This is a genomic window from Variovorax brevis (assembly GCF_030317105.1).
Classification (GTDB): domain Bacteria; phylum Pseudomonadota; class Gammaproteobacteria; order Burkholderiales; family Burkholderiaceae_C; genus Variovorax; species Variovorax brevis.
In genome coordinates this window covers 12,210-36,790 of record NZ_JASZYG010000013.1, presented here as the reverse complement: position 1 = coordinate 36,790, position 24,581 = coordinate 12,210, and the positions used below count along the sequence as shown (strand labels likewise).

At 63.4% G+C, this 24,581-nt stretch carries 18 protein-coding genes and 2 pseudogenes; 14 read left to right on the top strand and 6 right to left on the bottom strand.

Annotated features, from left to right (window positions below; genetic code table 11):
* Positions 1-780 precede the first annotated feature (780 nt).
* The 6 genes and pseudogenes from QTI66_RS29625 to QTI66_RS29600 all read left to right on the top strand — a co-directional run.
* Positions 781-1,182, top strand: coding sequence for a GreA/GreB family elongation factor (locus tag QTI66_RS29625; RefSeq protein WP_286563861.1), 402 nt, complete (start codon positions 781-783; stop codon positions 1,180-1,182).
* Positions 1,183-1,313: 131 nt separating this feature from the next.
* Positions 1,314-2,321, top strand: a complete 1,008-nt coding sequence (locus QTI66_RS29620) for a universal stress protein (RefSeq protein ID WP_286563860.1) — start codon at positions 1,314-1,316, stop codon at positions 2,319-2,321.
* Positions 2,322-2,579: 258 nt separating this feature from the next.
* Entirely contained in the window at positions 2,580-2,819 is a 240-nt protein-coding gene (locus QTI66_RS29615) for a hypothetical protein (protein ID WP_286563859.1), read from the top strand.
* Between the two features lie 58 nt (positions 2,820-2,877).
* On the top strand, positions 2,878-4,092 hold the full coding sequence (locus tag QTI66_RS29610) for a DUF3443 domain-containing protein (protein WP_286563857.1): 1,215 nt from the start codon (positions 2,878-2,880) through the stop codon (positions 4,090-4,092).
* An 827-nt stretch (positions 4,093-4,919) separates the two neighbouring features.
* Positions 4,920-5,522, top strand: a complete 603-nt coding sequence (locus QTI66_RS29605; protein WP_286563856.1) for a hypothetical protein — start codon at positions 4,920-4,922, stop codon at positions 5,520-5,522.
* Positions 5,523-5,787: 265 nt separating this feature from the next.
* A pseudogene (locus QTI66_RS29600) lies at positions 5,788-7,216 on the top strand (AMP-binding protein); the annotation flags it as partial.
* Positions 7,217-7,230: 14 nt separating this feature from the next.
* On the opposite strand, the gene QTI66_RS29595 reads toward QTI66_RS29600, so the two are convergent.
* Positions 7,231-8,217: a Bug family tripartite tricarboxylate transporter substrate binding protein gene (locus QTI66_RS29595; RefSeq protein WP_286563855.1), complete on the bottom strand. Its 987-nt coding sequence runs from the start codon at positions 8,215-8,217 to the stop codon at positions 7,231-7,233.
* A gap of 62 nt (positions 8,218-8,279) precedes the next feature.
* Complete coding sequence (locus QTI66_RS29590) at positions 8,280-10,526, bottom strand: FAD-dependent oxidoreductase (RefSeq protein ID WP_286563854.1); 2,247 nt, start codon at positions 10,524-10,526, stop codon at positions 8,280-8,282.
* 130 nt (positions 10,527-10,656) lie between these two features.
* Between QTI66_RS29590 and QTI66_RS29585 the strand changes: the two genes are divergently transcribed.
* Positions 10,657-11,553, top strand: coding sequence for a LysR family transcriptional regulator (locus tag QTI66_RS29585; protein ID WP_286563853.1), 897 nt, complete (start codon positions 10,657-10,659; stop codon positions 11,551-11,553).
* A 16-nt stretch (positions 11,554-11,569) separates the two neighbouring features.
* Here the strand turns inward: QTI66_RS29585 and QTI66_RS29580 are convergent, their stop codons facing one another.
* Both QTI66_RS29580 and QTI66_RS29575 read right to left on the bottom strand, forming a co-directional pair.
* On the bottom strand, positions 11,570-12,838 hold the full coding sequence (locus QTI66_RS29580; protein WP_286563852.1) for an FAD-dependent oxidoreductase: 1,269 nt from the start codon (positions 12,836-12,838) through the stop codon (positions 11,570-11,572).
* 31 nt (positions 12,839-12,869) lie between these two features.
* Positions 12,870-13,853 (bottom strand): Bug family tripartite tricarboxylate transporter substrate binding protein, encoded by a 984-nt coding sequence (locus tag QTI66_RS29575; protein WP_286563851.1) that lies wholly within the window; start codon positions 13,851-13,853, stop codon positions 12,870-12,872.
* 166 nt (positions 13,854-14,019) lie between these two features.
* Between QTI66_RS29575 and QTI66_RS29570 the strand changes: the two genes are divergently transcribed.
* Entirely contained in the window at positions 14,020-14,916 is an 897-nt protein-coding gene (locus QTI66_RS29570; RefSeq protein WP_286563850.1) for a LysR substrate-binding domain-containing protein, read from the top strand.
* Here QTI66_RS29570 and QTI66_RS29565 read toward each other — a convergent pair.
* A complete protein-coding gene (locus tag QTI66_RS29565) occupies positions 14,913-15,887 on the bottom strand; it encodes a LysR family transcriptional regulator (protein ID WP_286563849.1) in 975 nt (324 codons plus the stop codon). The two genes, QTI66_RS29570 and QTI66_RS29565, sit on opposite strands and share 4 nt — an antisense overlap.
* 50 nt (positions 15,888-15,937) lie before the next feature.
* On the opposite strand from QTI66_RS29565, the gene QTI66_RS29560 reads away from it, so the two are divergent.
* The 6 genes and pseudogenes from QTI66_RS29560 (at position 15,938) to QTI66_RS29530 (ending at position 22,869) form a co-directional block, all read left to right on the top strand.
* Complete coding sequence (locus QTI66_RS29560) at positions 15,938-16,783, top strand: SDR family NAD(P)-dependent oxidoreductase (RefSeq protein ID WP_353506233.1); 846 nt, start codon at positions 15,938-15,940, stop codon at positions 16,781-16,783.
* Positions 16,784-16,805: 22 nt separating this feature from the next.
* Positions 16,806-17,876 carry a Gfo/Idh/MocA family protein gene (locus QTI66_RS29555; protein ID WP_286563847.1) on the top strand — a complete coding sequence of 357 codons (1,071 nt, stop codon included), beginning with the start codon at positions 16,806-16,808 and terminating at the stop codon, positions 17,874-17,876.
* A 53-nt stretch (positions 17,877-17,929) separates the two neighbouring features.
* Positions 17,930-18,904: a Bug family tripartite tricarboxylate transporter substrate binding protein gene (locus QTI66_RS29550; RefSeq protein WP_286563846.1), complete on the top strand. Its 975-nt coding sequence runs from the start codon at positions 17,930-17,932 to the stop codon at positions 18,902-18,904.
* Between the two features lie 274 nt (positions 18,905-19,178).
* Positions 19,179-20,555, top strand: a complete 1,377-nt coding sequence (locus tag QTI66_RS29545; RefSeq protein WP_286563845.1) for an MFS transporter — start codon at positions 19,179-19,181, stop codon at positions 20,553-20,555.
* Positions 20,556-20,675: 120 nt separating this feature from the next.
* A pseudogene (locus tag QTI66_RS29535) lies at positions 20,676-22,003 on the top strand (FAD-dependent oxidoreductase).
* Between the two features lie 371 nt (positions 22,004-22,374).
* Positions 22,375-22,869: a hypothetical protein gene (locus QTI66_RS29530; protein ID WP_286563842.1), complete on the top strand. Its 495-nt coding sequence runs from the start codon at positions 22,375-22,377 to the stop codon at positions 22,867-22,869.
* Between the two features lie 398 nt (positions 22,870-23,267).
* On the opposite strand, the gene QTI66_RS29525 is transcribed toward QTI66_RS29530, so the two are convergent.
* Complete coding sequence (locus tag QTI66_RS29525; protein ID WP_286563841.1) at positions 23,268-24,176, bottom strand: adenylate/guanylate cyclase domain-containing protein; 909 nt, start codon at positions 24,174-24,176, stop codon at positions 23,268-23,270.
* Positions 24,177-24,581 lie beyond the last annotated feature (405 nt).

Here is a 24,581-nt window from a genome sequence, read left to right as displayed (position 1 = left end):
TGCTTGCGTGCCAACAGCAGCGTACGGGCAGGCCGCACGCCACCGCGCCCAAGGGTGCATGCCTGGCGCAAGATCATGGGCGTAGCTGGCAACAAATTGCAACCCAGTTGCAGTTGCTGTTCAATGCGAGCGGCCCTGAACCCCGAATCGGTTGATGAACCGTCCCTGCATTCGCCAATCGTGCTTCGAGTCCAGACTGACCCCACTTCAAGGTTGGAAGCCGAACGGCGGCGGAGGCTGCAAGCTGACTTCGACACCGTTGCCGTATGACCAGTGTCCCTCGGAACCTGACTCCGACAGCAGGTCGCATGCAGCGGCCAACGCAACGGCGTCGAACGGCCTCTTTGACGTTTCGCGAACCGGCGTTCGGGGTCCACGCCAGCTGTACAGATGCCTCCAAAAAGCAGCCGGGCAGGTCCGCCTGCGTCGAACCCGCGGCGCCCGCATCTGCGCTTACCGCTCGGTGGCGGCTTCAATCTGGCAAACGGCGTGAGGCTATTGCCGGTGCAATCGCCATGACGACACGCTACGGCCTACACTCGCTGCATGACCACCACCCTTGTTTGCACCCACGTTGCCCTGGCCGCACTGCTTCTTGCAGCGACCTGCGCACGTGCGGTCGCAAAGAAGGTGCGTCGCCAGCTGACGCCAGCACATTCCTGAGCCCGGCGGTTCGCTTTCTCCCCTTTCAGCGCAACCATCAACCGCCGGGCACAAAGCCTCGCGCGGTAGCGAGCGCCGTCCTGCCCGGACTTCGCTCGCATTCGATGGAGTGCGTCAATGCATGCAACGATTTACGGCGAGCGCACGCTCACCGACCTTGACTTCGCCCGTCTTGGAAAACTGCTCGGGCGCGAGCTTCCACCACACTTGGCCGAACTGCTGGCAAGCGCAGAGGTGACGAGCTCCCGCGCGGTGCCTTCCGACGTCGTGACCATGTACTCGCGAGTCGAGCTCGTCGACGTGCATACCCTCCGGCGTCAAACGCTCACTGTCTGCTATCCAGGGGATGCCGAGCCCACGGCCGGCTTCATTTCGGTGCTCTCTCCGGTTGGCAGCAGCCTGCTGGGCCTGAAGGTCGGGGACATCGCGAGGTGGCAATCGCCGAATGGCAACGACTGCGCTGCTGAAGTCACGGCCATCCTCTTTCAGCCTGAGGCCACGGGCGACTACCAAAAGTAGTCGGGCAACTGCTCAACGCAGTTGGGCCATGCCCCCGCTTCGCATTCGAGGCTCCCCTTCACCGCGCTGCTCCCAGGCTTCGTCCCCCGGCGCCGAAGCGTGGCGCAAACCAGTTCGAAAGTCGTTCTGCCATGACCCCACGTTCCATCCTTGCTGTCACCGATTTCTCCGCACGCGGCCACAACGCCCTCTCTCGCGCAGCTCAGCTATGCGCAGAGCACGGTGCGACACTCAAGCTCATCTACTTCTCATACCCCGGTGAACCTCCGCCCCCCGATGCGGAATGCCGGCTCGCGCACCATGCGCTGCAGCTCGGTCAGCGTCATGCCATCCGCGTGCACTCAGTGAGCCGAGCAGCGTTCGCGCCCGAGGACATCCTCCCGGCAGCTCGATGCGCCGACCTCTTGGTCTGGGGCACTGCGCCGGTCAGGGGGATTCGGCCATTCTTCCGGGGTCAGCCGGTGGCAGGCGTGCTTCGGAAATGCCAGCGCCCGGTTCTCGTCGTGCGGGAGGCAGCCAACGGGCCGTATCGCAGCCTGGTCGTCGCTGTCGACTTCTCGCAAGCGTCGCGCTGCCTGGTCGAGCTCGGGTTCGCGCTCGGCAAGGATGCACAGGTCGAGCTGTTCCATGCGGTCAGCACCGCCAATGAGGGCAAGCTTCGCTATGCAGAGGTTGCGGAACAGGCCATCAAGGCGTACCGCGAGGAGTGCCGACGGTACGCACAGGACCGCATGTTCTGGCTGACAGACTCCTGCGATGCGCGCCGCAATCGTGTGCAGTCCACCATCGGGCACGGAAACCCGGCGAGGCAGGTGGTTGTGCAGCAGCAACGAAGCGGGGCTGAGCTCATCGTTGTCGGCAAGCACCCTTCGTCGGCAGCCGTGGACTTCCTGTTTGAAAGCGTGGCGCAGGGCGTGCTCCGTCATGGCACCGGTGATGTTCTGGTTGTACCCCATGATTATCAAGCCGCGATGAGCGCACGCGCAGCCAATCGTCTGGCGGCAGAACCCCGGGTTGTGCGTCGGATGCGCGCTGGCACGCCCGAGACGCCAGATCGGTCAGACCCAGCTGCAATGCCAGGAAGACCCTGGCGCATCACGGATTCGCCGGCGCCGTCGGCCATGCGCTCAAAGTTCTGAAAAACCCGCCGGGCCGTCTCGTCGGTTGCTGCGGAAGCGAAACCGTTGCACTTCCGTCCAGCGCCCGCGGCAGCACGAATTTCTCGTACGGACGGATCGCCCCTCTGCAGGTGCTGGCTGCCCTCGACTTGCCCTGTGCGCCTACGCGCATTCCGAGCACCGCCTCGTTCGCAGGGCGGCAATGTGCGCAGCCTCTCCCACTGCCCGACGGGCATTCCGCTCACAAGACGATCGCGATGCCCTCTTTAGGCTTCAAGCATGAAGAAGCAAACTGGTTCGCGTGTCCGCATTGGCCGTTCAGATCGATCTATCGGGCTCAGAGTGTTTTCCAGTTCGGGCGTGCAAGACGGGATTCGTTCCGCCTTCGCTTCGCGTCATCGGGCCTCTGGCGATCGTCAGCAGCAGGGTGGGCTTGAGGATGGCGCGCGGCGGTTTGCGCTCCAGAAGTGCGATGCCGAGCTTGATTCGTTGAAGAAGGTGGATTTGTATGCGCGTTGAGTCGGCAGGCGTGCGTTGCAGTGTGCGTTGGCTTGCTGCGTTCCTCAGCGCCTTGGCCATGGCCGCTTGCGGCGGTGGGAGCGCGGACCTCGCCTCGGACGAGCCTGTGCAGGCGCGCGCCGCCGGGATCGCCCCCGCCGGAGTCGAGACGACACTTGAAGCGAACGCGATGGTCATTCGAGTTGGTGACGGTCCGGCAGGCGCCAACACCAAGACGAACGTACCTTTCGTCAGCGTAAAGATTTGCGCGCCGGGCGACGCCTCGTCGTCATGTCGGGTCATCGATCACGTCATCCTGGATACCGGCTCCACGGGCTTGCGCCTCGTCGCCTCTGCGCTGCAGGACATGCCGGCGCTGAAGCAGCAATCCGATGCTTCAGGCGACCCCTACGTGGAATGTGCGCAGTTCAACAGGGGTTACGCGTGGGGTCCCGTCAAGGTCGCCGACGTTTACTTGGCGGGCGAACGTGCTTCTTCGGTGCCGATCCAGGTGATCGGCGATCCGCGCTTTTCGCAAGTGCCTGATTCCTGTCCGAACGGCGCCATGGCGTGGGACACGGTCGAGAATTTTGGCGGCAACGGCCTACTGGGTGTCGATTCATTTCGCGAGGACTGTGGAAGCGCCTGCGTCGAGAACGCCATGGCTGGCACCTACTACGTATGCCCGCGGGAGGGTACATGCATATCGTCGACCATTCCGATTGCACAGCAAGTGACCCAACCCGTGGCGCTTCTTGCCAATGACAACAACGGGTTGCTGATTGATCTTCCGGCGATCGACGCCGGCGGAGCCCGCGACGTCGCCGGCCAGCTGGTGTTGGGTGTGGGGACGCGTGGCAACAATGGCTTGGGAAGTGCAAAGGTCTACGCGCTCGATTCACGGGGGAGCTTCACCACCGTGGTCGATGGTCGGCGCTACACGGACAGTTTTGTCGACAGCGGTTCCAACTACCTGTTCTTCCAGTCCTCCGCGTTGACCACCTGCCCCAACGCGAGCGGTGGCCGCTCTTATTGCCCTGCATCGCCGAGCGCGCTGGGCGCGTTGGTGCAGGGCGCCAACGGCGCTACAGGCATCGTCGATTTCAGCATCGCGAACGTGTCCGCCCAGCGCGCAAGCAACCCCGGTGCGAGTGCGTTCAACAACATTGGCGCGAGCACAGCGGACGCGGACATTTTCAACTGGGGGCTGCCATTCTTCTTCGGACGCAAGGTCTTCATCGCAGTGGAAGGCGGCCGAACATCGGCTGGCCCCGGGCCATACGTCGCTTTCTAAGCCGAACGCCCTCCAAGGGAAACCGACTTCATCCAACAGAAGCCCACGATCCGACGAAAACGTCGATGAAGGCCTTGGTGCCGTTGTAGACCACTTGGAAACGCCGCGCATGAAAGCCGCGATTGAATCTGTCACCAAGACATTGCCCCGGCCGTCGGCGCGCATGCTGGCGCCGATCTTGTGCAGCAGGTACAGGGTGTCCATGGCCCGCGTTGGCAATCAGGCCCTCGACAGGGCGCGCCGTGACGGTTCGAGGGGCACATCAGCTCGCTCATTCAGTGCCACGGCGTGAATCGATGTCGAAACAAGGGGCCTGCATCACGCGATGGCTCGGACTTGGCGTCATCGCTGCCAGCAACCGGATTGACATCGCATCACTCTGGCATCGACGTCCGCCCTATAGACGGGATTCATTGAACCCCTGCCCCGTCACTTCGTGTGCCTCCGAGTGCTGCTTCCATGCCCTCCAGATTGGGAGGAACACGTCGCTATCGGGATAGGAAGAGTTATCGCAATGCACTGTTTATGCCTCTAGCTGGTTTGTGTTTCCGGGGCGCGTGCGGACTCGATAGCGGCCACGTGGCTGGCCCCTGCCAAAAAAACCCCTGATTTCAAGACGATTGGGGACTTCCGCAAGGACTCAAAATTGCAGCGCTTTGGAACCGATCAAGCTCGGCCTCGCTGGATGCGCCCAGATCATTGACTCGTTGAAGCCCGGCGCGTAGAAGGTAGCACCCAAGGATCCAAGCGCTGGCTACCTTGGCGTTCTGGCACTCGGTTGGTGCATCAATGAACCAAAGCCAGCGGCATTTCTGCAGGAGCCCATCATGAGACTTTGCACTTTTGCGCCTTGGTCCATATGCGCCGCGACCCTGTTTTCTGCGACTGTCTTCGCCGAACCTCCAGACGTGCGCAGGATGAAACCCGTCAAATTCAAAACGGAGTCGGTAAAGGTGGAAGGGATCTCCGGCTGCGACGGCGTGTATTGCGCCTCCTACTCCGCCGAAATTTTTGACGACCTCCTCAGCGGCGAGCGCCAAGGGAGAATCCGGGCCAGCTTAAGCAACGGAAGTCATTTTGGCCAACAGATAAGTTGCTCTGGAGTGCTGTACGCGGACATGCTCAAGTATGACGAAAAGACCCTCAAATTCACGCTCAACGTGACAGTGGATCCGTTAAAGGATCCAAGCTGCGTCAGCACATCGGACAGCGCAATCGTGATTAACTTGTCCGGTGGGCCGAACGGCACTTACAGAGATTCAAGTACCGGCAGGGGAACCATTACCACCGACACTTCGAAGACCAAATACAAGGTCGAGCACGATGTTTTCTCCGGTACTGCCACGGGAACCAACGGCTATTTCCAAGGCACCTACAGCGCCGACCTTGAGGCCACTCGAAGAACGGAACGAACGAAGGCAGAGGACTGACGCAATGCGGGGCATCCAGCGTGCCCACTGCGCGTCGCACGCCTGGCCCTATCGCATTGATTCCGAGGAATTCCGTCCGACGCATGCATTTCCGATTGACGGTCGACCAACTGCGTCCCTGCACAGAGGGTCCAATCGTCGACCACCTCAAGCGGCCGACTTGAAGGCTTGAACGCACCAAGGCACGCCCGCTTCATACGGGATCGCGAATCATCGCGCGAGGACCTGAGCGCTAGGGAAGGTCTGATCAGGCGGCGAATTTGAGGTGGACGCGGTCGATCGATGTCAGGTTGGACCCAACCTCATCACCACCACCCCTTCCGCCTACGCTTACCCGCTGCTCATCAAGCAACTGCTAATCAATTCGCTGAGCCTGCATGGCGACCAGGAGATCAGCTATCGCGGCGACTCGCATCAACCCTCGACACCTTGGGCGCGCGCCACGTCACGACGGTGGCCGTCATGGACTGGGAAAGCCATCGCTATCTTGAAAGCTACTTCGGTATTCCGATGATGGGCGCCACGCTGTTCACGGTGAACGTGCGCCTGTCGCCGCAGCAGATCTTCTACACGCTCAACGATTCGGACGCGCAGATCGTGCTGGTGCATGCGGACTTCCTCCCCGTGCTCGAGCAGATCAAGGATGGCCTCAAGGGCGTGCGCCAGATTGTGGTGGTGGCAGGTGGGCAAGCCATGCCGCCAACGGAGTTGCAAGTGGCAGGCGAATACGAGGCGCTGCTCGGCCAGGCCTCGCCCGACTTCGAGTTCCGCGTTCGACGAACAGACCAAGGCGGCGACCTTCTACACGACCGGGACGACCGGCGATCCGAAAGGCGTGAGCTACAGTCATCGCGACATCGTGCTGCATACGCTGGTCGCGGCCACAAGCCTCGGTGCACAAAAGGAGTGCCAGCGCCTGCACCGCGAAGACGTGTACATGCCCATCACGCCGATGTTCCACATGCTCGCATGGGGCTTGCTGCCCTATGTCGCGGTGATGCTGGGTCTAAAGACCGTGCTGCCGGGCCGCTATGTCCCTGACCTGCTCCTGAAGTTGCGCGAGTCCGAGAAGGTCGCTTTCTCGCACTGCGTGCCGACCATCCTGCAGATGCTGTTGCAAGCCTCGCAGGATAGCCAAAAGGACTCGTGGGGCTGGAAAATGATCATCGGCGGCTCCGCGCTCTCGCCAGTCCTTTGCGAGGCGGCGCTGGCACGGGGTATCGATGTCTTCGCCGGCTACGGCATGTCGGAGACCGGACCCATCGTCTCGCTGGCACAGCTTCCGCCTGGATTCACTGCCACGGATCCGCTCGAAGAAGTACGCATGCGGTGCTCGCCCGGTCGTCCCGTGCCGCTGGTGGACTTTCGTGTGGTCGAAGAAGAGATGCGCGACATGCCGCGCGACGGCAAGGGCCAAGAGGAGATCGTCCTGCGTGCGCCATTCCTCACGCAAAGCTACTTCAAGAGGCCCGAAGCCTCCGAGGAACTGTGGGCCGGAGGCTATCTGCTATCTGCACACGCAGGACATCGCGGTCATGACGCCAGACGGGTTCGTCCAGATCGTCGATCGCATCAAGGACGTGATCAAGACCGGTGGCGAGTGGGTGTCCCCGATCGAGGTGGAGGGCCTGATCGCTGCAGTTCCTGGCGTGCAGGAGTGCGCCGTGATCGGCGTGAGCGACGAAAAGTGGGGCGGTGGGCTACCCTCTCACTCGCTCTTCAGCCCCAGCTTCTTGATAACGGCCGTCCAACGCGAGGTTTCCGAAACCAACAGGCTATTGAACTGCTCTGGACTGCCCGGCAGGGGATCCGCTCCGAGCAGGGCCAGCTTCTCTATGACGGCGGACGTGGCAAGCGCCTTGTTGATTTCCCGGTTGAGCGTCGTCACGACTTCCGCCGGCGTGCCCGAAGGCGCCAGGACTCCGTACCAGCCGGTGACATCGAAGTCTGAAAGCGCCTTCGTCTCTGCCACGGTCGGTACATCCGGCAGCACGGAGGAGCGTTTTGCCGATGTGACGGCGAGCGCGCGAAGTTTGCCTGATCGAATGAGCCCGATCGCACCTGAGACGGTGTCTATGCCGACCGGTACTTCGCCACCGATAACAGCTGTCAACACCGGGCCGGTGCCCTTGTAGGGGACTGCGACCATGCGGACCTTCGCCGAGTTCTTCAAGACCTCGGCAGCCAGGTTGGTCAGGGTCGCCCCTCCACCTGTCGCAACACTGATCTTGTCGGGGTTCGCACGCGCATCGTCGAGCAAATTGGCCAGTGTTTTGTAGGGCGAGTCGGCCGCTACCAGGATCGCTACCGGCGTCGCTGAAACGCCTGCTACCGCCTTGAAACTCTTGACCGTGTCGAAACTCAGGTTGCCGTAGTACGCCCCATTGCCCGCGTGTCCGCTCGATGCCATCAACAGCGTGTACCCGTCAGCGGGCGCCTGCGCTACCGCGGCCGCGGCGATCGTGCCACCCGCACCCGGCTTGTTGTCGATCACGACGGGTTGCTTGAGCGTCTTGGCGATCACGTCGCCAATGATCCGTGCGGACCCGTCGGCGGGGCCGCCCGGCGCGAAACCGACGTACAGCCGAATGGGCTTGGAGGGATAGCCTTGTGCCATCGCGCTGACTGAGAGCGCGGCGAGGGTCACCAGGATGAGGGCATTGGCAGCCTTGCGCATGTTGAAGTTGGGTTTCATGATGTCTCCGATTGACGCGCTCCGCGCGCCGGGTTCTTGCAGCCGAAAAGAGTCTTGTCAGGTCAATACGCGCGAATCTCGAACACCTCCGCAAAAGGTGCACCATGGGTCGATTCGATCACCAGGCGAATGCTGTCGGTCTTGACCGAGGAGGCGAAGGTGTGAACGCGATGGCGACGCCGGTTGTCGGTTTCGCGTGCAACGACCAGCCATGCGCCATCCACGCGGGCTTCGATTCGATAGTCCTTCACCATCTCGGGTGTGATTCGGTAGGGCGTGATCCACTTGTGCAGGTTGTTCAGGTGCTCGTTGACGTCGTCATTGAAGGTAAAGGTGACCTTCGACAGCGCCAGAGCTTGCGGCCATTCGAGGGCGATCCACTCCTCGCCCTCGATCGGCGCAGAACTCCAGCAATTCGGACCGCCGTAAGGGCGCGCATACCCGTTCGTCGCCTTGCCAGGATCAAACGCGGCCGTCTCGGACTTCAAGCGGAAGCACACGGATGCACGCGGCAGCTCTTTCATGTCCCATTCGAGCGCTGCGGGCGGATACGCATCCGTGTTGTCGATGTGAAACTGATTGGGGACGCGCTCTGGCTTGTGCACGTAAGTCAGCGTGCCGGTGCGCGTTTGACTCTGAAGGTGGACGGACACGCCCGGCTTCGCACGGACGATCACGCAGGCGTTGGCGGGAGCCTTGGGGTTCCAGGACAGCTGAGCAGTGATCCACTGACGGGAGCCAGCGCTCACGGCGACCTTGTGCTCCGACACTTTTTGGTGCGGCAGGTAGTTCTCCGGGCGCTGCGCGGCCCAAAGCTCGATCTCGAGTTCCGTGTCCATCTCGGCGTCGATCAAGAGTTCGATGCCGTCCAGGCGCGGATCCACCGGCACGAGGAATGCGAGATCGCGCTCGAGGCTGCGCACGGCATCGGATTGATCGACTTCAAAGCGCTGCAACGAGGACGATGCCCTGACCGTGGCATTCCGCGCATGGTCCCTGGCGTCGCTGTTGCGCACGCCGATCATGCTTGCGTCTTGTGCCAGGAGTTGCTGCTGCAAGGCCTGGATGTGCTGTTGTGCCAAGGTGCGTGGCGATGCTTTGAGATCCAGGCACATGGCCGCCGCGGTCCCCGCCGCTTCACCCATCACCGCACAGGTGGCCATCACCCGCGTGGCACCAAAGCCCGCATGGCTTGCGCTGATATTGCGGCCGGCAAACAGCAGGTTGTCGACGTTGACGGAGTAGAGGGAGCGATACGGGATCTGGAACACGCCATTGGCGTACATGTTCTGCGCCGCGCCCTGTTCGGTATACATGCCCTTCGGCGGGTGCAGGTCCACCATCCAACCGCCGTACGCGACCGCGTCCTCGAAGGTCTTCTGTTGGATCACATCGTTCTGCGTGAAGATGTAGTCGCCGACGAAGCGACGCGATTCGCGCTTTCCCGGAACCGCACCGACCCATTCGAGCGTCAGGTGATCCGCGTCGAATTTTCCTGAGTTCTTGATGTAGTCCCAGATTCCATAGACGGCCGACCACAGTTCGTCGCGGATGCGCGCGTCGTCATGGATTGTGTCCAGCTCGCCGCCGAACTCGATCCACCAATACTTGGCACCGGAATCTCCGGTTGACAGGATGCGGCTGACCGGAATCGAGGTTTGTGTGATGTCCCTGGCAAAGGATGGCCGCACGAACGGAACCGGGACGTTCGAGCGCTTGGTGTGAAAGAAGATGGTGCTGCCCAGCGTGATCTCGTCAGCCTTCGCGGGCGCCCACGGCTCATTGAACTCGGCCCGGGGCTCGCGGCCGCTTCGGTACTTCGCGCCGGCCAGGAAGCCGACCAGGCCATCTCCGGTGCAATCCATGAACAGCGGGCTCTCGAAGCGGATCAGTCGCTCGGAGCCCATCATCCAGCCGGTCACCGAACGGATGCGACGGCTGCTGTCCTCGCCGACCGCGTCGAGTTCACGCACGTCCGTGTTGAGGAACAACTCGATGTTCGGCTCGGCCTTGACGGCTTCATGGATGACCAGGTCCCAGATGTAGGGATTGCCTTCCTGATTGCGGTACTGGTTCTCCAGGTGCAGCTCGCCCATGATCCCCGACTCACGCGCGTAACGGTTATGGCTCAGGCCGTTTGCGCCGCCGACCCACACCCGGATCTCGCTGCTGGACGTTCCACCCAGTACCGGCCGGTTCTGAACAAGGGCCACGCGGCGACCCATGCGCGCTGCGGCGATCGCGGCGCACACCCCCGCGAGCCCACCCCCGATGACCGTGAGGTCCGTTGCGACGACTTCATTTCTCATATGTCTCTTTCCGTGCCTCGCGGCCAATTGAACGTGAGGCAATCGTAGAAACGGACGATCGAACAATCAAATACCAAGACGCACCAGGCCGGTAACATGAGGTTATGTCATTGGAAGCCGGGGTAGCGCCATGAACCTGCGTCAGATCGAGGTGTTTCGCGCCGTCATGAACACGGGCTCGTTCACGCGTGCCGCCGAGTTGCTGCATGTGTCTCAGCCGGGCATCAGTCGCATGATGCGGCACCTGGAATTGCAGCTGGGCGTCACGCTTTTCGAGAGGAACCACGGCAGGGTCGCGGCCACTCCGGAGGCGCATGCGCTGCACGTCGAAGTGGAGCGCGCCTACCGCGGCATGGAGACAGTGCAGGACTTCGCACGCCAGCTTCGCGAAGGCGCGAAGACCGTGCTGAGAATCGTGACCAGCCCGAACCTGGGCCTGGATGTCGTACCGGGCGCGGTGGTCGAGCTATCCCGGCGCTACCCGGCAGCGCGGATCTGGCTGGACGTTCAGCAGCGCGCCGTGCAGATGAGTGATCTGCTGGTCACGGAGCAGGCTGACATCGGGATTTCTGCGGTGCCGCTCGAGCATCCGCTGCTTGCCGCGCGCATCGTGGGACAGTGGAAGCTCGTGTGCATCATGCGCGCCGACCATCCTCTTGCGGCGCGACGCGTGATCGACATCGCCGACGTGGCGGGCGAACCTCTCATCGCCTTCCACAAGGACACGATGCAGGGTCGCGTGATTCGAGAGTGGTTTGAACGCAAGGGCATCCAGCCCGCTTCCGGGATCGAAGTCCGAGCAGGTCAGATGGCCTGTTCGCTCGTGGCCAGCGGTGGCGGAATTGCCTTCGTCGATGACGTCACGGCCAGGGCATTCGCGCCATTCGGGCTGGTGTTCAGGCCGGCACGCGAGAGCACCAAGTTCGGCGTGCACGCGGTCCTGAACAAGGAACGCCCTGCGCCGATGCTGGCCAAGGCACTGTGCGATCTCATTGCGAGCCGCATGCGCGCGCCAAGGCCCTTTTGAGTCGTGTGCAGGCTGGCTAGACGATGGCGTCCTGTGCGGCAAGAACCCTCCGCACTGCCTCTGCGCCAGGCACCGAACCTTGCTCGCATTGCAGCGCCGCAGACACGCCGGCCGCATGGCCGGTCGCGAATGCCGTACCCATGACCCGTGTCGAGCCATAGGCCTGCCGGTCGGCACCCGTCACGCGACCGGCCAGACGCAGGTTGCCGAGGGTCTCCGCCTGGATCGCCGCGTAGGGGATGTCGAAGAACCCCTCGCCACCGATGGGCACGAACGTTGCGCGACCCGGTGCCTCGTGCACCTCCATGGGCCAGCAGCCGCGGCCGACGCCGTCCGCGCGGCGGCGGCCTTCGCGGCCGTCTTCGGCGGTCACATCGCCCATTGAACGGGGGCGCCGCGTTTCGCGGATACCCAGTTGGGGGCCGGTCGTCAGGATGTGCGCCTTCCCGAAGCCCGGCAACTCGCGCAGGCAGGGAAGGAAATCCCATGCCTGGCGTCGGGCTGCGATCTCCGCGGCAGCCAGGTCGCTGCCATGCAGACCTTGGGTGGACAGGTCCACCCCCATCCACCACACACCCTCGGACACCGGCAACCGGACCAGCACGCCACCGTCGGTGCGTGCCAAGGGCGTCGCCGCCGTGGCGTTGTAGCGGGCCGTGATGGCAGCGAGCTGCTCCCGGTCGATCGGCACGTCGGGCGGTACCCCGCCGATGTGCACGGGCAGCGATGCTGGCTGCACATGGGCTCCCGGGCCGCCAGGCTGCGAGAAGGGAGCGCCCGCGAAGGCCGACAGGCTCGCGTCACCGCTTGCGTCGACGAAGGCACCCGCTTCGATGTCACGCAAACCCGCATGGTCGGCCAGTCGCACGCTCGTGATGCGCCCTTGCGCCACCTCGGCCGAGATCATGCGCGTGTGAAAGCGCAGGTCCAGGTTCGGCGCCGAGATCAGGTTGTCGAAGGCGAACTTGACCGCCTCGACGTCGAGCATCACCAGCCAGTTGCCGCTCTTGCTGCGGACCGGCGCAGGGTCACAGCCCAGGCGCTCCAGTTCCAGTAGCAATTCCCAGCCGACGCCCCCGATGGCGCGCCTGGCCTGCTCACCGGCCACGTAGAAACCACAGTACGTCAGCACCAGCGAGTTGGTTGCGCAGCCACCCAGAAAGCCGTAGCGTTCCACCAGCAGGGTTCGCGCACCTTGGCGTGCCGAACCCAGTGCGGCGGCAACGCCTGCCGCACCCCCGCCCACGACCACCACGTCGTAGCGCTCATTGTCACGATTCGTCATTTGCGATCTCCGGCATCGAACTCTGTTGCGGTCATTGGGGTTGAAAGCCGATGCGCTTTGCAACGCCGCTGAACAGCGCGTTGTCCGACTCGATCACTTTCAGCAGCTCGGCGGGCGTGGAGCCGACCGGATCGGTTTGGGTCGTGACCCGGAACTTGTCGCGGAACTCCGGCGTTTTCGAGATGGCCGCGATCTCCTTGCTCACGCGCTGGACGATGGCGTCCGGCGTGCCGGGCGGTGCCCACCACCCGAGGACCGATGCCGCGTTGAAGTCGATCACCTTGGCTTCCGTGCCGGTCGGCACGTCAGGCAGAACCAAGGCCCGGGCCTGGCCGGTGTTCATCAGGGCGCGCACCTTGCCCGACTTGATGTGCGGCAGGTAGTTGGGAACCGTGTCGATCGTCATGTCGACCTCGTCGGCAATGACCGCCATCAACGAAGGAGCGCTTCCCTTGTACGGGACCGGGGTGAAGGTGATGCCCGTGCGCTCGGCGATGGCGTGCATCACCAGGGTGCTCGCAGGTGCACCATCGGCAAAGTTCAACTTGCCCGGGTTCTTCCTGGAGTAGTCGATCAGTTCCTGAATGGTCTTGGCCGGCACCTTGTTGTTGACCAGCATGAAGAACGGGGCGGAGACAAGCAGCGAGACCGGCTTCATCTGCTTGACGAAATCGACGGCGCCGTTCTTCACGAAGATGGGCGAGGCCGACATCGCGCCGCCGTAGAAGAAGGTGTAGCCATCCGGCGCCGCCTTGAGCACGGCGTTGGCGGCAATGGTCGTGTTGGCGCCAGGACGGTTTTCCACAATGATGGGCTGGCCGAGCCGCGTCGCCAGGTTCGTGGCGGTGAGTCGCGCCGTCGCGTCGATCAAGCCACCTGGCGCGACGCCGACGATGATCTTGACAGGTCGGGCGGGATAGTTGTCCTGTGCCCCGGCGACCATTGGCACGATGCCGATGGTGAGTGACGCCAAAAGCTTCCACGGAGCCGCGGTAGCAGCGAGAAATCGATTCATGCTTGTCTCCTGAGTTGTTTGCAATTGCCGCGACAGGCGGCGCATGGAGGCAATGTAGGTTTGACCGGGTATTCAGACAATCGATACTTGTTTATGCTGGGCATCAACAACCTTGATGTCAGACTTTCGCGCTGTCCCTGCAGCGCTCGTTGAACAGGCCGTTCCAATGCCTCGACTACTTGATCTCGATCTGCTCAGGACTTTCGTTGCGGTCGTGCACAACGGCAGCATCACCGCGGCCGCCAATGCGCTGCATAGGACGCAGTCGGCGATCAGCATGCAGATGCAGCGTCTGGAGGAGCAGGTTGGCTGCACCTTGCTGCTTCGCAAGCGCGAGGGGGTAACTCCTACGGCCGACGGCCTGTGGCTGCTTCCGAAGGCGCAGCAGCTGCTGGCGCTGAACGACGACGTCTTTGCCGAGAGAAAGCTGGCCCGTGTGGCCGGCCTCGTGCGAATCGGCGCTGCCGAGCACTACGCCACGGTAGTTCTACCAGCGCTTCTGGCGCAGTTCTGCGGCAAGTACCCGGAGGTCCAATTCGATCTGCAGATCGGCATTCCCTCCACGATGAGGCCTCGACTGGGCATGGACTACGACCTCGTCATCGGTATGGGGCCGCAGGGCGTGGCTGCCAGCAGTGGCGTTCCAGGCACGACCGTCTTGGCACGTTCGGATGCCGTCTGGGTCTGTTCGCCCAAACACAACACCTGGCGCCAGCGGCCGCTGCCGCTCGCGCTTCAGCAAGAAGGCTCTGGCGTGCGCGCGTGGGCGATCACCGCGCTCGATGGCGCGGGCATTCCCTGGCGCCAGGCTTGCTGCTGCGGGAACCTCACGGCGCTCGAAAACTCCGTCCGCGCCGGCCTCGGCGTGGGGGTCTTCATGGCCCAAAGCATCTCGGACCGGCTGCGCATCCTGGGGCCAGACGATGGCTTTCCACTGCTTCCGCGCGCGGAGGTGTGGATCGCGAAGGCCGACGGCGCAGCACCGCATGCCACCAGACTGCTCCACGACTTCCTGGTGACGGAGATCCGGTCACGAACGAAGGGATCGCAACAGGATCGCTAGGAGCCACGCGACGCTGATTCGATCGGCAGCGGCGGATCCATGCTGCTTCTCCAATCCATCGATTCCGCCAACCGCTCTTCCAGGAACTTCAGGAACACCTTGACGCGCGAGCTCAGATTGCGGCGACTCTGATAAACCGCGAACACTGGCTCAGGGAGGTCGGGAATGCTGCCGCCCAGCACGGTCAGCAGACGGCCGTCCTTCAAGTCCTGGCTGATGTGAAACGCAGCGAGCCTGGCGATGCCCATGCCCTGGCACGCCAGCACACGCAGGAAGTTGTCCGAGTTGCTGGCGACGTTGCCGACGGCCTCATAGCGCGTCGGCGCGCTGGAACCCTGCTCGCCTTCGTCGGTCCGAAGTGGCCAGACGCTGCGATACGTCTGGGGCAGGAAATTCAAGCAGTTGTGATCGAGCAGGTCCTCGGGCACCCGCGGTACGCCAGCCGTTTTCAAGTATTCGGGGGCGGCACACAGCAACCAGCGGGTCGTGGCGATCCGCCTGGCAATCAGTGACGGGTTGGTCACGGGCCCGACCTGCAGCGAAAGGTCGATGTCCGCGTTGACCAGGTCGATGGGCTCGCTGTTGAGGATGAACTCGATCCGGAGCTGCGGATGGAGGGCCAGGAACCCGGGGAGAACGGGCGCCAGTTGCGTCTGCGCGAAGTTCAGTGTCGTGTGCACCCGAAGCAACCCGGTGGCCGGGGCATTCACCTCCGACAACGTCGACTCGGCATCGCTGATCGCTTCCAGGACGCGGATCGCCGATCGATGAAGGTTCCGGCCTTCCTGCGTCAACGACAGGCTGCGCGAGGTCCGCTGCAGCAGCCGCACGCCCAAGCGGTTCTCCATGCGCTCGATCAGCTTGCTGACCGCAGAAGGGGTGCACCCGAGCTTGCGCGACGCAGCCGAAAAGCTGCCCGACTCCACGACGGCAACGAAGGTTTCGAACTCCCGGAATCGATCAGCACTCATGGTTTTCCCTGACTATCTGATCCGCGCGCTCACAGTTCGTATGAGTCTACATGGGCTTACGAGGTAGAGCTCCCCTCGGCATCATTCATTGCATCGATCAACACAACTTGGAGATAGCAATGGATTTGAAACGCGTAGCACTGGTAACTGGCGGCGCTGGAGCGCTTGGCAGAGGCATTGGCGCCCGACTGATGAAAGATGGCTGCCGCATTGTGCTGGCCGACATCAACGCTGCGGCCTGTGAAGATGCGGCAAAGGAGCTTGGGAACGACACCTTTGGCGTCGAGATGGACGTGACCTCGGACGCGTCCGTGAAGGCAGCGGTCGCCCGTGTCCTGGAGCGCTGGGGACGGATCGACATCCTGGTGAACAACGCCGGCGTGCTCGTGAAGGAGGACCACTGGGAGATGGACGAGGCGATCTTCGATCGCATCGTCAGGATCAACCTCAAAGGACCCTTCCTCGTCGGCCGCGCCGTCATCCCCACCATGAAGGCACAGGGCCATGGTCGCCTTGTCCAGATCACGTCGCGAAACAGCCTGGCCGGCGGCATGCCTGCCTATGGCGCCAGCAAGGCAGGGCTCGATGCCCTCACCGTCTCCTGGGCTCGCGAACTGGGCGAGTGGAACATCACGGCCAACGCCGTCGCGCCGGCCTCGATCAAGGTGACACCGGGCCTCGACATCCTGAACCGGACGCCGGAACAGCAACTGGCCAGCAATCGCCTGGCCATCAGCCGCACGCCCATCCAGCGCCTGGCGACCCGCGAGGACATCGCCGGCGCGGTGGCGTACTTCGCATCGGAGGAAGCCGGCTTCGTGACTGGCGAGACGCTCTATGTGGCCGGCGGCTCCCAGTTGGCCCCGGTAGGCAAGTACGCGTCGGACCCGAAGTAACCATCCATCGAACGAGGCAAACATGAACGCGAAGAAAGAGATCCGCATCGGCATCATCGGCGCCGTGCACGACCACTTCTGGCCCGTCTGGGGCAAAGGGGTCTTCCATGAGTTCAAGGACCATCCCGGCGTCACGCTGGTGGCTGCGACGGAGGAACACCCCGAGCTGCAGGCCAGGCTGCGGTCCGACCTCGGCATCGAGCGCATCTACACGGACTACAACGAGATGCTGGAGAAGGAGCAACTCGATGCGGTGTTGATCGGCCTGCCAAGCAACGCCAAAGTCGAGCCCGTGCGTGCCGCTGCCAGGAAGGGCCTCCACATCCTGATGGACAAGCCGCTGTGCACCACGATGGCCGATGCCTGGGAGATGAAGAAGATCGTCGATGAGACCGGCGTGAAGCTGGTGGTCAATTCGCTGTCGATCTGGAAGGCGGCGCTGCGCAAGGGCTTCGAGCTCATCGAGGGAGGCGCCATTGGCAAGCCCTTCTGGGCCAAATGGCGCAACGCCAACGCCGGCACCGAGAAGGCTGGCGCGTCGCACTTCTTCACCGACTGGCTCTGGGACATGGAGAAGAACGGCGGCGGCATCCTCATCAACTACTGCTACTACGGCATCAGCTATCTGTGCCACATCTTCGGGCGGCCTGAGAGCGTATCGGCGATGGCAGGTCATTTCGTCAAGGTGCACATTCCGGCCGAGATGGAAGACAACGCGGTGGTCACGATGAAGTGGCCGGGCGCGCTCGGCCAGGCCGAAGGCAGCTGGACGCAATGGGACGAAGGCGCTGACGAAGAAGTCGATCCGACCAACCGTGGCCTCATCGTCTACGGTACCGACGGCGTGATTCGGACCAGCAGCAGCAAGGGATACGTTGTGCTCGTCAACGCCGAGTTCCCCAAAGGCAAACGAATCGATTGCAGCAAGGTGCCGGTCAAGTTCAAGGATGGCGCCGAACATTTCGTGGCCGTGATCCGCGGCGAAAGTGAAGTCGATCCCCTGTGCAGCCTCGACCTCAACATCCTGGTGCAGGAGGTCAGCACCGCAGGCTATCAGTCGATCCGCGAGAAACGCGAAATCGCGCTGTCCTGAGCGCGGCCAGCCCTCCAACACCTATTCCCGGGCAATACCCAAGGAGACATCAAATGACCAAGTTCATTCGCAAGTTGGTGAAGCTCGCAGCCGTGGCAGGCGCGACGCTCACTTTCGCAAGCGCGCAGGCGCAAAGCTGGCCGACCCGGCCGATCAAACTCATTCTGGGCGTCGCCCCGGGCGGATTGATCGATCTGTCGGCTCGCCAGCTGGCCACCGAGTTGGGCGCGAAGCTCGGCCAGCCGGTGATCGTGGACAACCGGCCCGGCGCCAACACCACGATCGGCGCCAACGCCGTGGTCCAGGCGCCCGGTGACGGCTACACCTTCTTCTATGGCGGCGTGATGTCAGCATCCCCCGTGTTCGTGAAGACCAATGCTGTGGACGTCACGACGCAGCTCAAGCCCGTGTCGCTCGTGCTCTCGTCACCGTTCTTCGTGGTCGTGAACAGCAAGGTGCCGGCAAAGACGTTCCAGGAGCTCGTGGACTACTCGAAGAAGAACCCGGATGCGGTGAACTTCGCGGACGGGGCGCCGCTGAGCACGATGGTGATGTACGCGATTGCCAGCCGCACCGGCCTCAAGTTCACGGCGATCCCCTACAAGGGAAGCGGCCCGTCGCTTCAGGCACTCATCTCCGGTGAGGTCCAGATGAATCTGGACACGGTTCCCAACTACGTTCAGCACATCCAGGCGGGGACCGTGCGCCCGCTGCTCAACACCAGCAACGTCAAGTATTCGGCCTTGCCGGACGTGCCGACGGCGGCGGACGTCAAGGGGCTCGACAAACTGAATGCCGCCTCGGTGCTGTCGATGTGGGCGCCCAAGACGACACCGGACGAGATCGTGAACAAGATGAGCGGCGCCATCGCAGCGATAGCGCGCGACCCCGCGTTCCGCACGAAGTTCAAGGCATCGACGAACGTGGATCCGATCGGATCGACGCCTGCGGAGTTGCTGAGTGCTGTGAAGGCCGACAAAGCGCTGTATGAGCAGGTGACCAAGCAGGTCGGTTACGTTCCTCAATAAGTAGCGCAGGCGAAGGGTGGAGCCGCCCTGAACTTCCCTTGAGGGAGCCTGCCTGACACCCCGCTGAGGCGATCGTCGACGTTCGCCTCGGAATCAACCGCGAAGCCGGGTCGGCCGCGGCGAACCACGATCCGCCCGGATCGCGGTCGGGGATGACTCGAAAGGTTGCGCAAGTCGCCCCTCTTCAGTCCCACGTGACCTTGTCCGCGCGTCGCCGCAGAGCAGACGTTGGGCGGAGCCATGGCCAGCAGCGGCCGACAAACAGGAGACTTCCGTGAAACAGACACCCACACGATCCATCTCGCTCGGGACGCTCGACGTCACCGGGGTGATCGATCGCAGCAAGCTTGGCGCAGTCGGCATCTGCGTGCTCATCCTCTGCGGCCTTGCAATGATCATCGACGGCTATGACATCCAGGTGATCACCTATGTCGCGCCGGTCCTTACCAAGCAATTCGGCGTCGACCGGTCGATGCTGGGCCCCGTGTTTTCCAGCGGACTGGTCGGCACAACGCTGGGCGCGCTCATCTTCGGAGTATTGGGCGATCGAATCGGGCGCAAGCGCACGCTTTGCGGATGCATCCTCCTGTTCGCGCTCTGCTCCCTCGGAACGATCACAGCCTCCGGCATCACCAGTCTGATCGCATGGCGGTTCCTGGGTGGGCTTGGGCTCGGCGGCGTGACGCCGATTGCGGTCGCCTACGCCGCGGAATTCTGTCCCGCCCGCATTCGCGGCACGGCCACGATGATCATTGCCTGCGGCTTTCCGGTCGGCGCAGGTGGCGGCGGGTTTATCGCTGCCCACATGATCCCGACGTTGGGATGGCCATCGGTCTTCGTGCTCGGCGCCGTCGCACCCCTGGCGCTGCTTGTCGCCATCTACTTCCTGTTGCCGCAGTCGATCGGCGATCTCGCGAGGCAAGGCCGTTCCGATCTCGTCGCCGCGACAATCAAACGGATTGCGCCCGACGTGTCCGTCGATTCAGCTGCCAAGGTCAAGCTCGGCGAGCTCGAAGCTGGCTTCCCGGTCGCCAGACTCTTTACCGAGCACAGGGCGATACGCACGGTCGTCCTTTGGATCATGTTCTTCACGAACATCCTGGCGCTGTATTTCATGGTCTCGTGGCTGCCAACGCTTGCAAACGCGTCCGGGCTGCAACTGGAGGACGCGGTACGCGCCGCTGCCATCAGCCATGTGGGCAGCATCTTTGGCACGTTGTCGCTGGCGGCCCTTGTGCGGCGGTTCGATACGTTCTCCGTGATCGGGGTCGGCTATCTCTGCGGGGCGCTGATGCTCGTGCTGCTGGCGTTCTCGGGGGGATCCGTTGCGTACTTCACGCTTGTTTCGTTCGTGGCCGGCTTCTTCGTCGTGGGCACGCAAACGGGCGCGAACGCCGTCAGCGCGTTCGTCTACCCGCCGAGCCTGCGTTCGACAGGCGTCGGCTGGGCGCTGGGCATCGGGCGCACCGGCGCGATTCTTGGCCCGAGCGTTGGGGGCCTCCTCATAGGCCTCGGCTGGCCGACACGCGACCTGTTCATCGCCGCTGCGGCGCCTGCGGTGATCGGTTCGGTCTGCGCATTCGTCCTGTCAGGCATGTTGCGCCGCACTGCCGAGACGACCGACGCACTCGCTGCACCGAGCGCTGCGTAAGCAGTGCGGGTTCGCGGCCCAGTTTCTCGAACTTCCAACAGCTGCACGACCAACTCCTGGCAGGACAGGGTGGGCGCTGGTAGCGAACCCTCAAGGCCCCCGGGACAAGGTAAAGATTCAATGTCGACCACAACTACTCCTTCGGCCACCTATCGCGTCGAGAAGATCATTGCCACGGACGTCGTGGTTTGCGGCGGTGGCGTCGCCGGCGTCATGGCCGCGGTGGCCGCGGCACGCGGCGGCGCGTCCGTCGTGATCATCGAGCGCTACGGCTTCTTCGGTGGCAACGCGACGGCAGGCGCCGTGGCGCAGTTCAACAGCTGGCAGACGGGCAACGGCCGCCGGGTCGTGGCGGGGTGGCCGACGAAGTCGTTGCGCGGCTGGCCGCATATGGCGGTGCGAGCCCGCATGCGACCTTTGTGATGTCTACCGGTCATCGGATGGACCGTGTCGAATACTCGCCCGAGGTGCTCAAGCTCGTCCTGGACGACATGCTGGACGAGGCAGGCGTGCGACCGCTGCTGCATGCCAATGTGCTTGACGTCACACGCACTGACCGAATCATCGAAAGCGTGCGGGTTCTCACCAAGAGCGGCATCGTCGAGGTGCGACCCCACGTGCTGATCGACGCATCCGGCGATATTGATGCGCTGCGACGCGCCGGGGCACGGTTCCTTGAACTGGAACGCGGCGAGGCATTGCAACCGGCGACCATGATGTTTCGCTTCGGTCCGGTCGACTTCAAGCGCCTGGAGGAAACACCAGTGCACGAGTTGTCCGAACTGGCCAGGCGTGGCTACGATGAGGGGCATCTCGCCCGAGCGGCGCTCCATTCGAGCCGGGACCCGGTGTCGTCCGATGGGTGGTTCAACATCAGCCGCCTGGGCATCGACGCGACCGACGCGACGGCGCTCGGAAGGGCAGAGATCGAAGGACGACGTCAGGCCTGGAAAGCAGCTGCCTTTTTGCGGAAAGCGGTACCAGGCTGTGAAGACGGGCAGTTGCGCGCCTTCGCAACGCAGGTCGGCGTGCGCGAGACGCGTCGGATCGCGGGCGATCATGTGTTGACTGCGGACGAGTTGCGACGTCCCGAACAGTTCTCCGATGCCATCGCGGCTGGTGCCTATCCCATCGACATCCATCCAGCTGCGGGCGGCGAGCTGCGATATGAGGGGCTCGGTGACGACCACGCCTACCAAATCCCGTACCGCAGCCTCATTCCGCTGGACTTTGACAACGCCTTGGTCGCGGGGCGCGGCATCTCGGCAACCCACAGTGCGCTTGCCGCGATCCGCGTGATGACGATTTCGATGGCTGTGGGCCACGCGGCAGGGTGCGCTGCCGCGTTGGCCACTCGGATTGGCGCGAGCGCCGCTGGCTCGATCCGCGCCGTATCCATTGACGAACTGCGGGCGAACTTGCTGAACCAAGGCGCAAAGCTGCGTTGATCCGACGGACCGACCACGGCCGCGGCCTTCCAAATTCGTCTCGATACGACCGATGACGCAAGTCGATATGGGCGCTCGATTAGGCGTCGCGAAGACCGCTACGAATCGCATACCTGCCGTTGAGCGCAGGAGAACGAGCGACGGGAACGGGCCCTGACCACCAGAACGCAACATGCGGATTCAGCCGTTCACAAACGACGGACCTTGGTGCCGTGGTTGTCGATTTCCTGTTGTTGTCGAATGAATTTTTGGGGGTTATGTTCATTTCATTCCCACCCCCCTGAAAAGCCAGACCCGCCAAGGAGCAGGGGAGGGCTGCGCAGCCGCGCGACACGTTGACACGGCCCCGTGCGAATCTGCGGATCGGCGCGGTGGCCGCCGCTCCCCTCAGGAGGCTTCTGCGCCAGGAGGTTTCCATGGGATTTCTTTGTCCGTCGGGGGCGCGCCTGCCGCCGCTGGCCTTCTTGTTGGCCGACCAGGTCGAGCCGCGCAAGAACATCGCGCGCCACCTTGGCGTGAGCCTGCGCACCCTGCAGCGCTACATCGCCGCCGGCCACGCGCCGCGCCCGGTCCAGCTCGCGCTCTGGTTCGAGAGCCGCTGGGGCATGTCGGCGCTGCACGAGCAGGCCTTCAACGAAGCCCGGCACGCGCGCGCTTGGGTCGCCTCGCTCGAGCGCGAGTGCGAGCGGCTCCGGGGTGTCATTCGCGCCTACGAAAATGCCGAGGCGCAACCGGCGGCCAATGGGGCGGTTTTCACGTCGATCAGCCCCGTGGACTTGCAAGCACTCCTCGCCAGCAAAGTTGGCTTTGCGTTGCACTTCTACTCGAAGGCGGCGCAGCGTTTGAGATCTATTGCTGGCCTGTAGATGGCGGCTCGTCGTGCCGACATGGGGGCGGTTTAGCGTCGTCTGCCGCAGTCCAAGGCGCTATGAATTGAAGGCGGGCGCGCCACAACCAATAGCGTTGGACCTCATTGCCAGATTGTCAGCGACGAGAGCACGGCCGGCCTCGCCACGTATGTCTCTGTTGGGCCCGTTGCTGAACTCCGACTTCCTTACGTCAATTTCGGCACGGCAGCGAAAGCGGAAGTACGGCCGGCCCCCTCAAACGCCCGGTCACTGCTGCGAACACCCATGAGCACGGTGCACGGGGATGGATCAAGGATGCACATTGCTGAATCGCAGTTTTTGCTTCGACGGCTAGCGGCTTCTCCCGAAGATCCGGCGACTGATCACCGAACCCGGCGTCTGATTCCCGGCTGGCCTCAGGCCAGCCGGTAGATCTCGATCGGCGCCTCCCGGCCCTTCACATGCACCGGCCCGAGCGCCTGCGCACCGCCCGGCGGTTGGCCGGCGGCGGCCAGCACTTCGCCCGACACCAGGATCTGCGATCCGCGGTCCTTGTTCAGCTGCTCGATGCGCGAGGCGAGGATCACGACGTTGCCGGTGATCGAATACTGCTTGCGCAGCGCCGAGCCGACGTTGCCGCAGACCGCTTCGCCCGCGCGCAGGCCGACCCCGATCCTGATCGGCGGAATCCGCCCGGCTTCCGACAGTCTCCGGATCCCGGCGACAAGTTCGCGCGCCGCGGCCAGCGCGTTGGCGCAGTCGTGCCCGGTGGTAAGGGGCGCGCCGAAGGTGGCCATGAAGCCGTCCCCGAGGAACTGGTTGATGATGCCGTGGTTGCGGTTGACGATTTCGACCGCCTCGGCGAAGACGACGTTCTGGAAGGCGACGATCTCCTCCGGTGGCTTGTTCTCGACCAGCGGCGTGAAGTTGCGGATGTCCATGAACATCACGCACACGAACGTGCACTTGCTGGCGATTTCCGTGCCGGCCCCGAGCAGCGCCTCGACGATGGCCGGCGATACCTGCTGGCCGAAGGTGCTGACGATGCGCTGCCGCTCCTCCCACGCTCGGAATGCGTTACTGGCTCGGCGCTTCAACTGGTCGGCAACGAAGCCCGCGGCGAGTCCGGCGAGCAGCAGGATCGCCGCCTTAGCGACGTAGAACGGCGGCGCCTCGAACGGCGTGCTCGCCGCGGCGCGCGCGGCATCGCCGAGCAGGCCGCTCCCCGCGCCGATGTAGGCGAACGACAGTGCCACGTACTCCGCCGCCGCGACCAGGCCGGTGAACGCGGACAACCTGAAGTCCAGCTGCAGCGTGGAGAGCACGATGAATGGCGCAGAGAAGGCCCAGCGGGCTCTGCAGCACGTAGAGAAGGTCGATTTCGCGCGACACGAGGATGATCAAAATGCTGGGAACGCTCGTTTCGACGAACGCGTTCAGGTACCTGAGCGCGCCCGGCACGCTCTTGCCCCGGCGCAACCAGCGGCCGAGCAGGTAGCGGATGGCAAGCTCGTAGCAGAGCAGCAGGGCGATGACCGCCAGGATGTAAAGATACACGCCCGGCGGGAGGAAACGAAGCATGGAGACGTTGCGGAACAGCGCGTAGCCAGGCCGTAGAAAACAAGCAGCGTGCCTAGCATGCCGGCGAGGATGGCCATGCGCATGCGCTCGCTGTGGATCATCTCCCGCGCGAGGTGATCCGCGAAAGATGCGACCGTTTCCATCACGCC

Bases quoted from the DNA above. Each gene is read 5' to 3' on its own strand.
- QTI66_RS29590 (WP_286563854.1), bottom strand. From the start codon at position 10,526: ATGAGAAATGAAGTCGTCGCAACGGACCTCACGGTCATCGGGGGTGGG.
- QTI66_RS29625 (WP_286563861.1), top strand. From the start codon at position 781: ATGCATGCAACGATTTACGGCGAGCGCACGCTCACCGACCTTGACTTC.
- QTI66_RS29570 (WP_286563850.1), top strand. From the start codon at position 14,020: ATGCCTCGACTACTTGATCTCGATCTGCTCAGGACTTTCGTTGCGGTC.
- QTI66_RS29575 (WP_286563851.1), bottom strand. From the start codon at position 13,853: ATGAATCGATTTCTCGCTGCTACCGCGGCTCCGTGGAAGCTTTTGGCG.
- QTI66_RS29560 (WP_353506233.1), top strand. From the start codon at position 15,938: ATGGGCTTACGAGGTAGAGCTCCCCTCGGCATCATTCATTGCATCGAT.
- QTI66_RS29585 (WP_286563853.1), top strand. From the start codon at position 10,657: ATGAACCTGCGTCAGATCGAGGTGTTTCGCGCCGTCATGAACACGGGC.
- QTI66_RS29550 (WP_286563846.1), top strand. From the start codon at position 17,930: ATGACCAAGTTCATTCGCAAGTTGGTGAAGCTCGCAGCCGTGGCAGGC.
- QTI66_RS29565 (WP_286563849.1), bottom strand. From the start codon at position 15,887: ATGAGTGCTGATCGATTCCGGGAGTTCGAAACCTTCGTTGCCGTCGTG.
- QTI66_RS29555 (WP_286563847.1), top strand. From the start codon at position 16,806: ATGAACGCGAAGAAAGAGATCCGCATCGGCATCATCGGCGCCGTGCAC.
- QTI66_RS29595 (WP_286563855.1), bottom strand. From the start codon at position 8,217: ATGAAACCCAACTTCAACATGCGCAAGGCTGCCAATGCCCTCATCCTG.
- QTI66_RS29620 (WP_286563860.1), top strand. From the start codon at position 1,314: ATGACCCCACGTTCCATCCTTGCTGTCACCGATTTCTCCGCACGCGGC.
- QTI66_RS29610 (WP_286563857.1), top strand. From the start codon at position 2,878: ATGGCCGCTTGCGGCGGTGGGAGCGCGGACCTCGCCTCGGACGAGCCT.
- QTI66_RS29615 (WP_286563859.1), top strand. From the start codon at position 2,580: ATGAAGAAGCAAACTGGTTCGCGTGTCCGCATTGGCCGTTCAGATCGA.
- QTI66_RS29580 (WP_286563852.1), bottom strand. From the start codon at position 12,838: ATGACGAATCGTGACAATGAGCGCTACGACGTGGTGGTCGTGGGCGGG.
- QTI66_RS29605 (WP_286563856.1), top strand. From the start codon at position 4,920: ATGAGACTTTGCACTTTTGCGCCTTGGTCCATATGCGCCGCGACCCTG.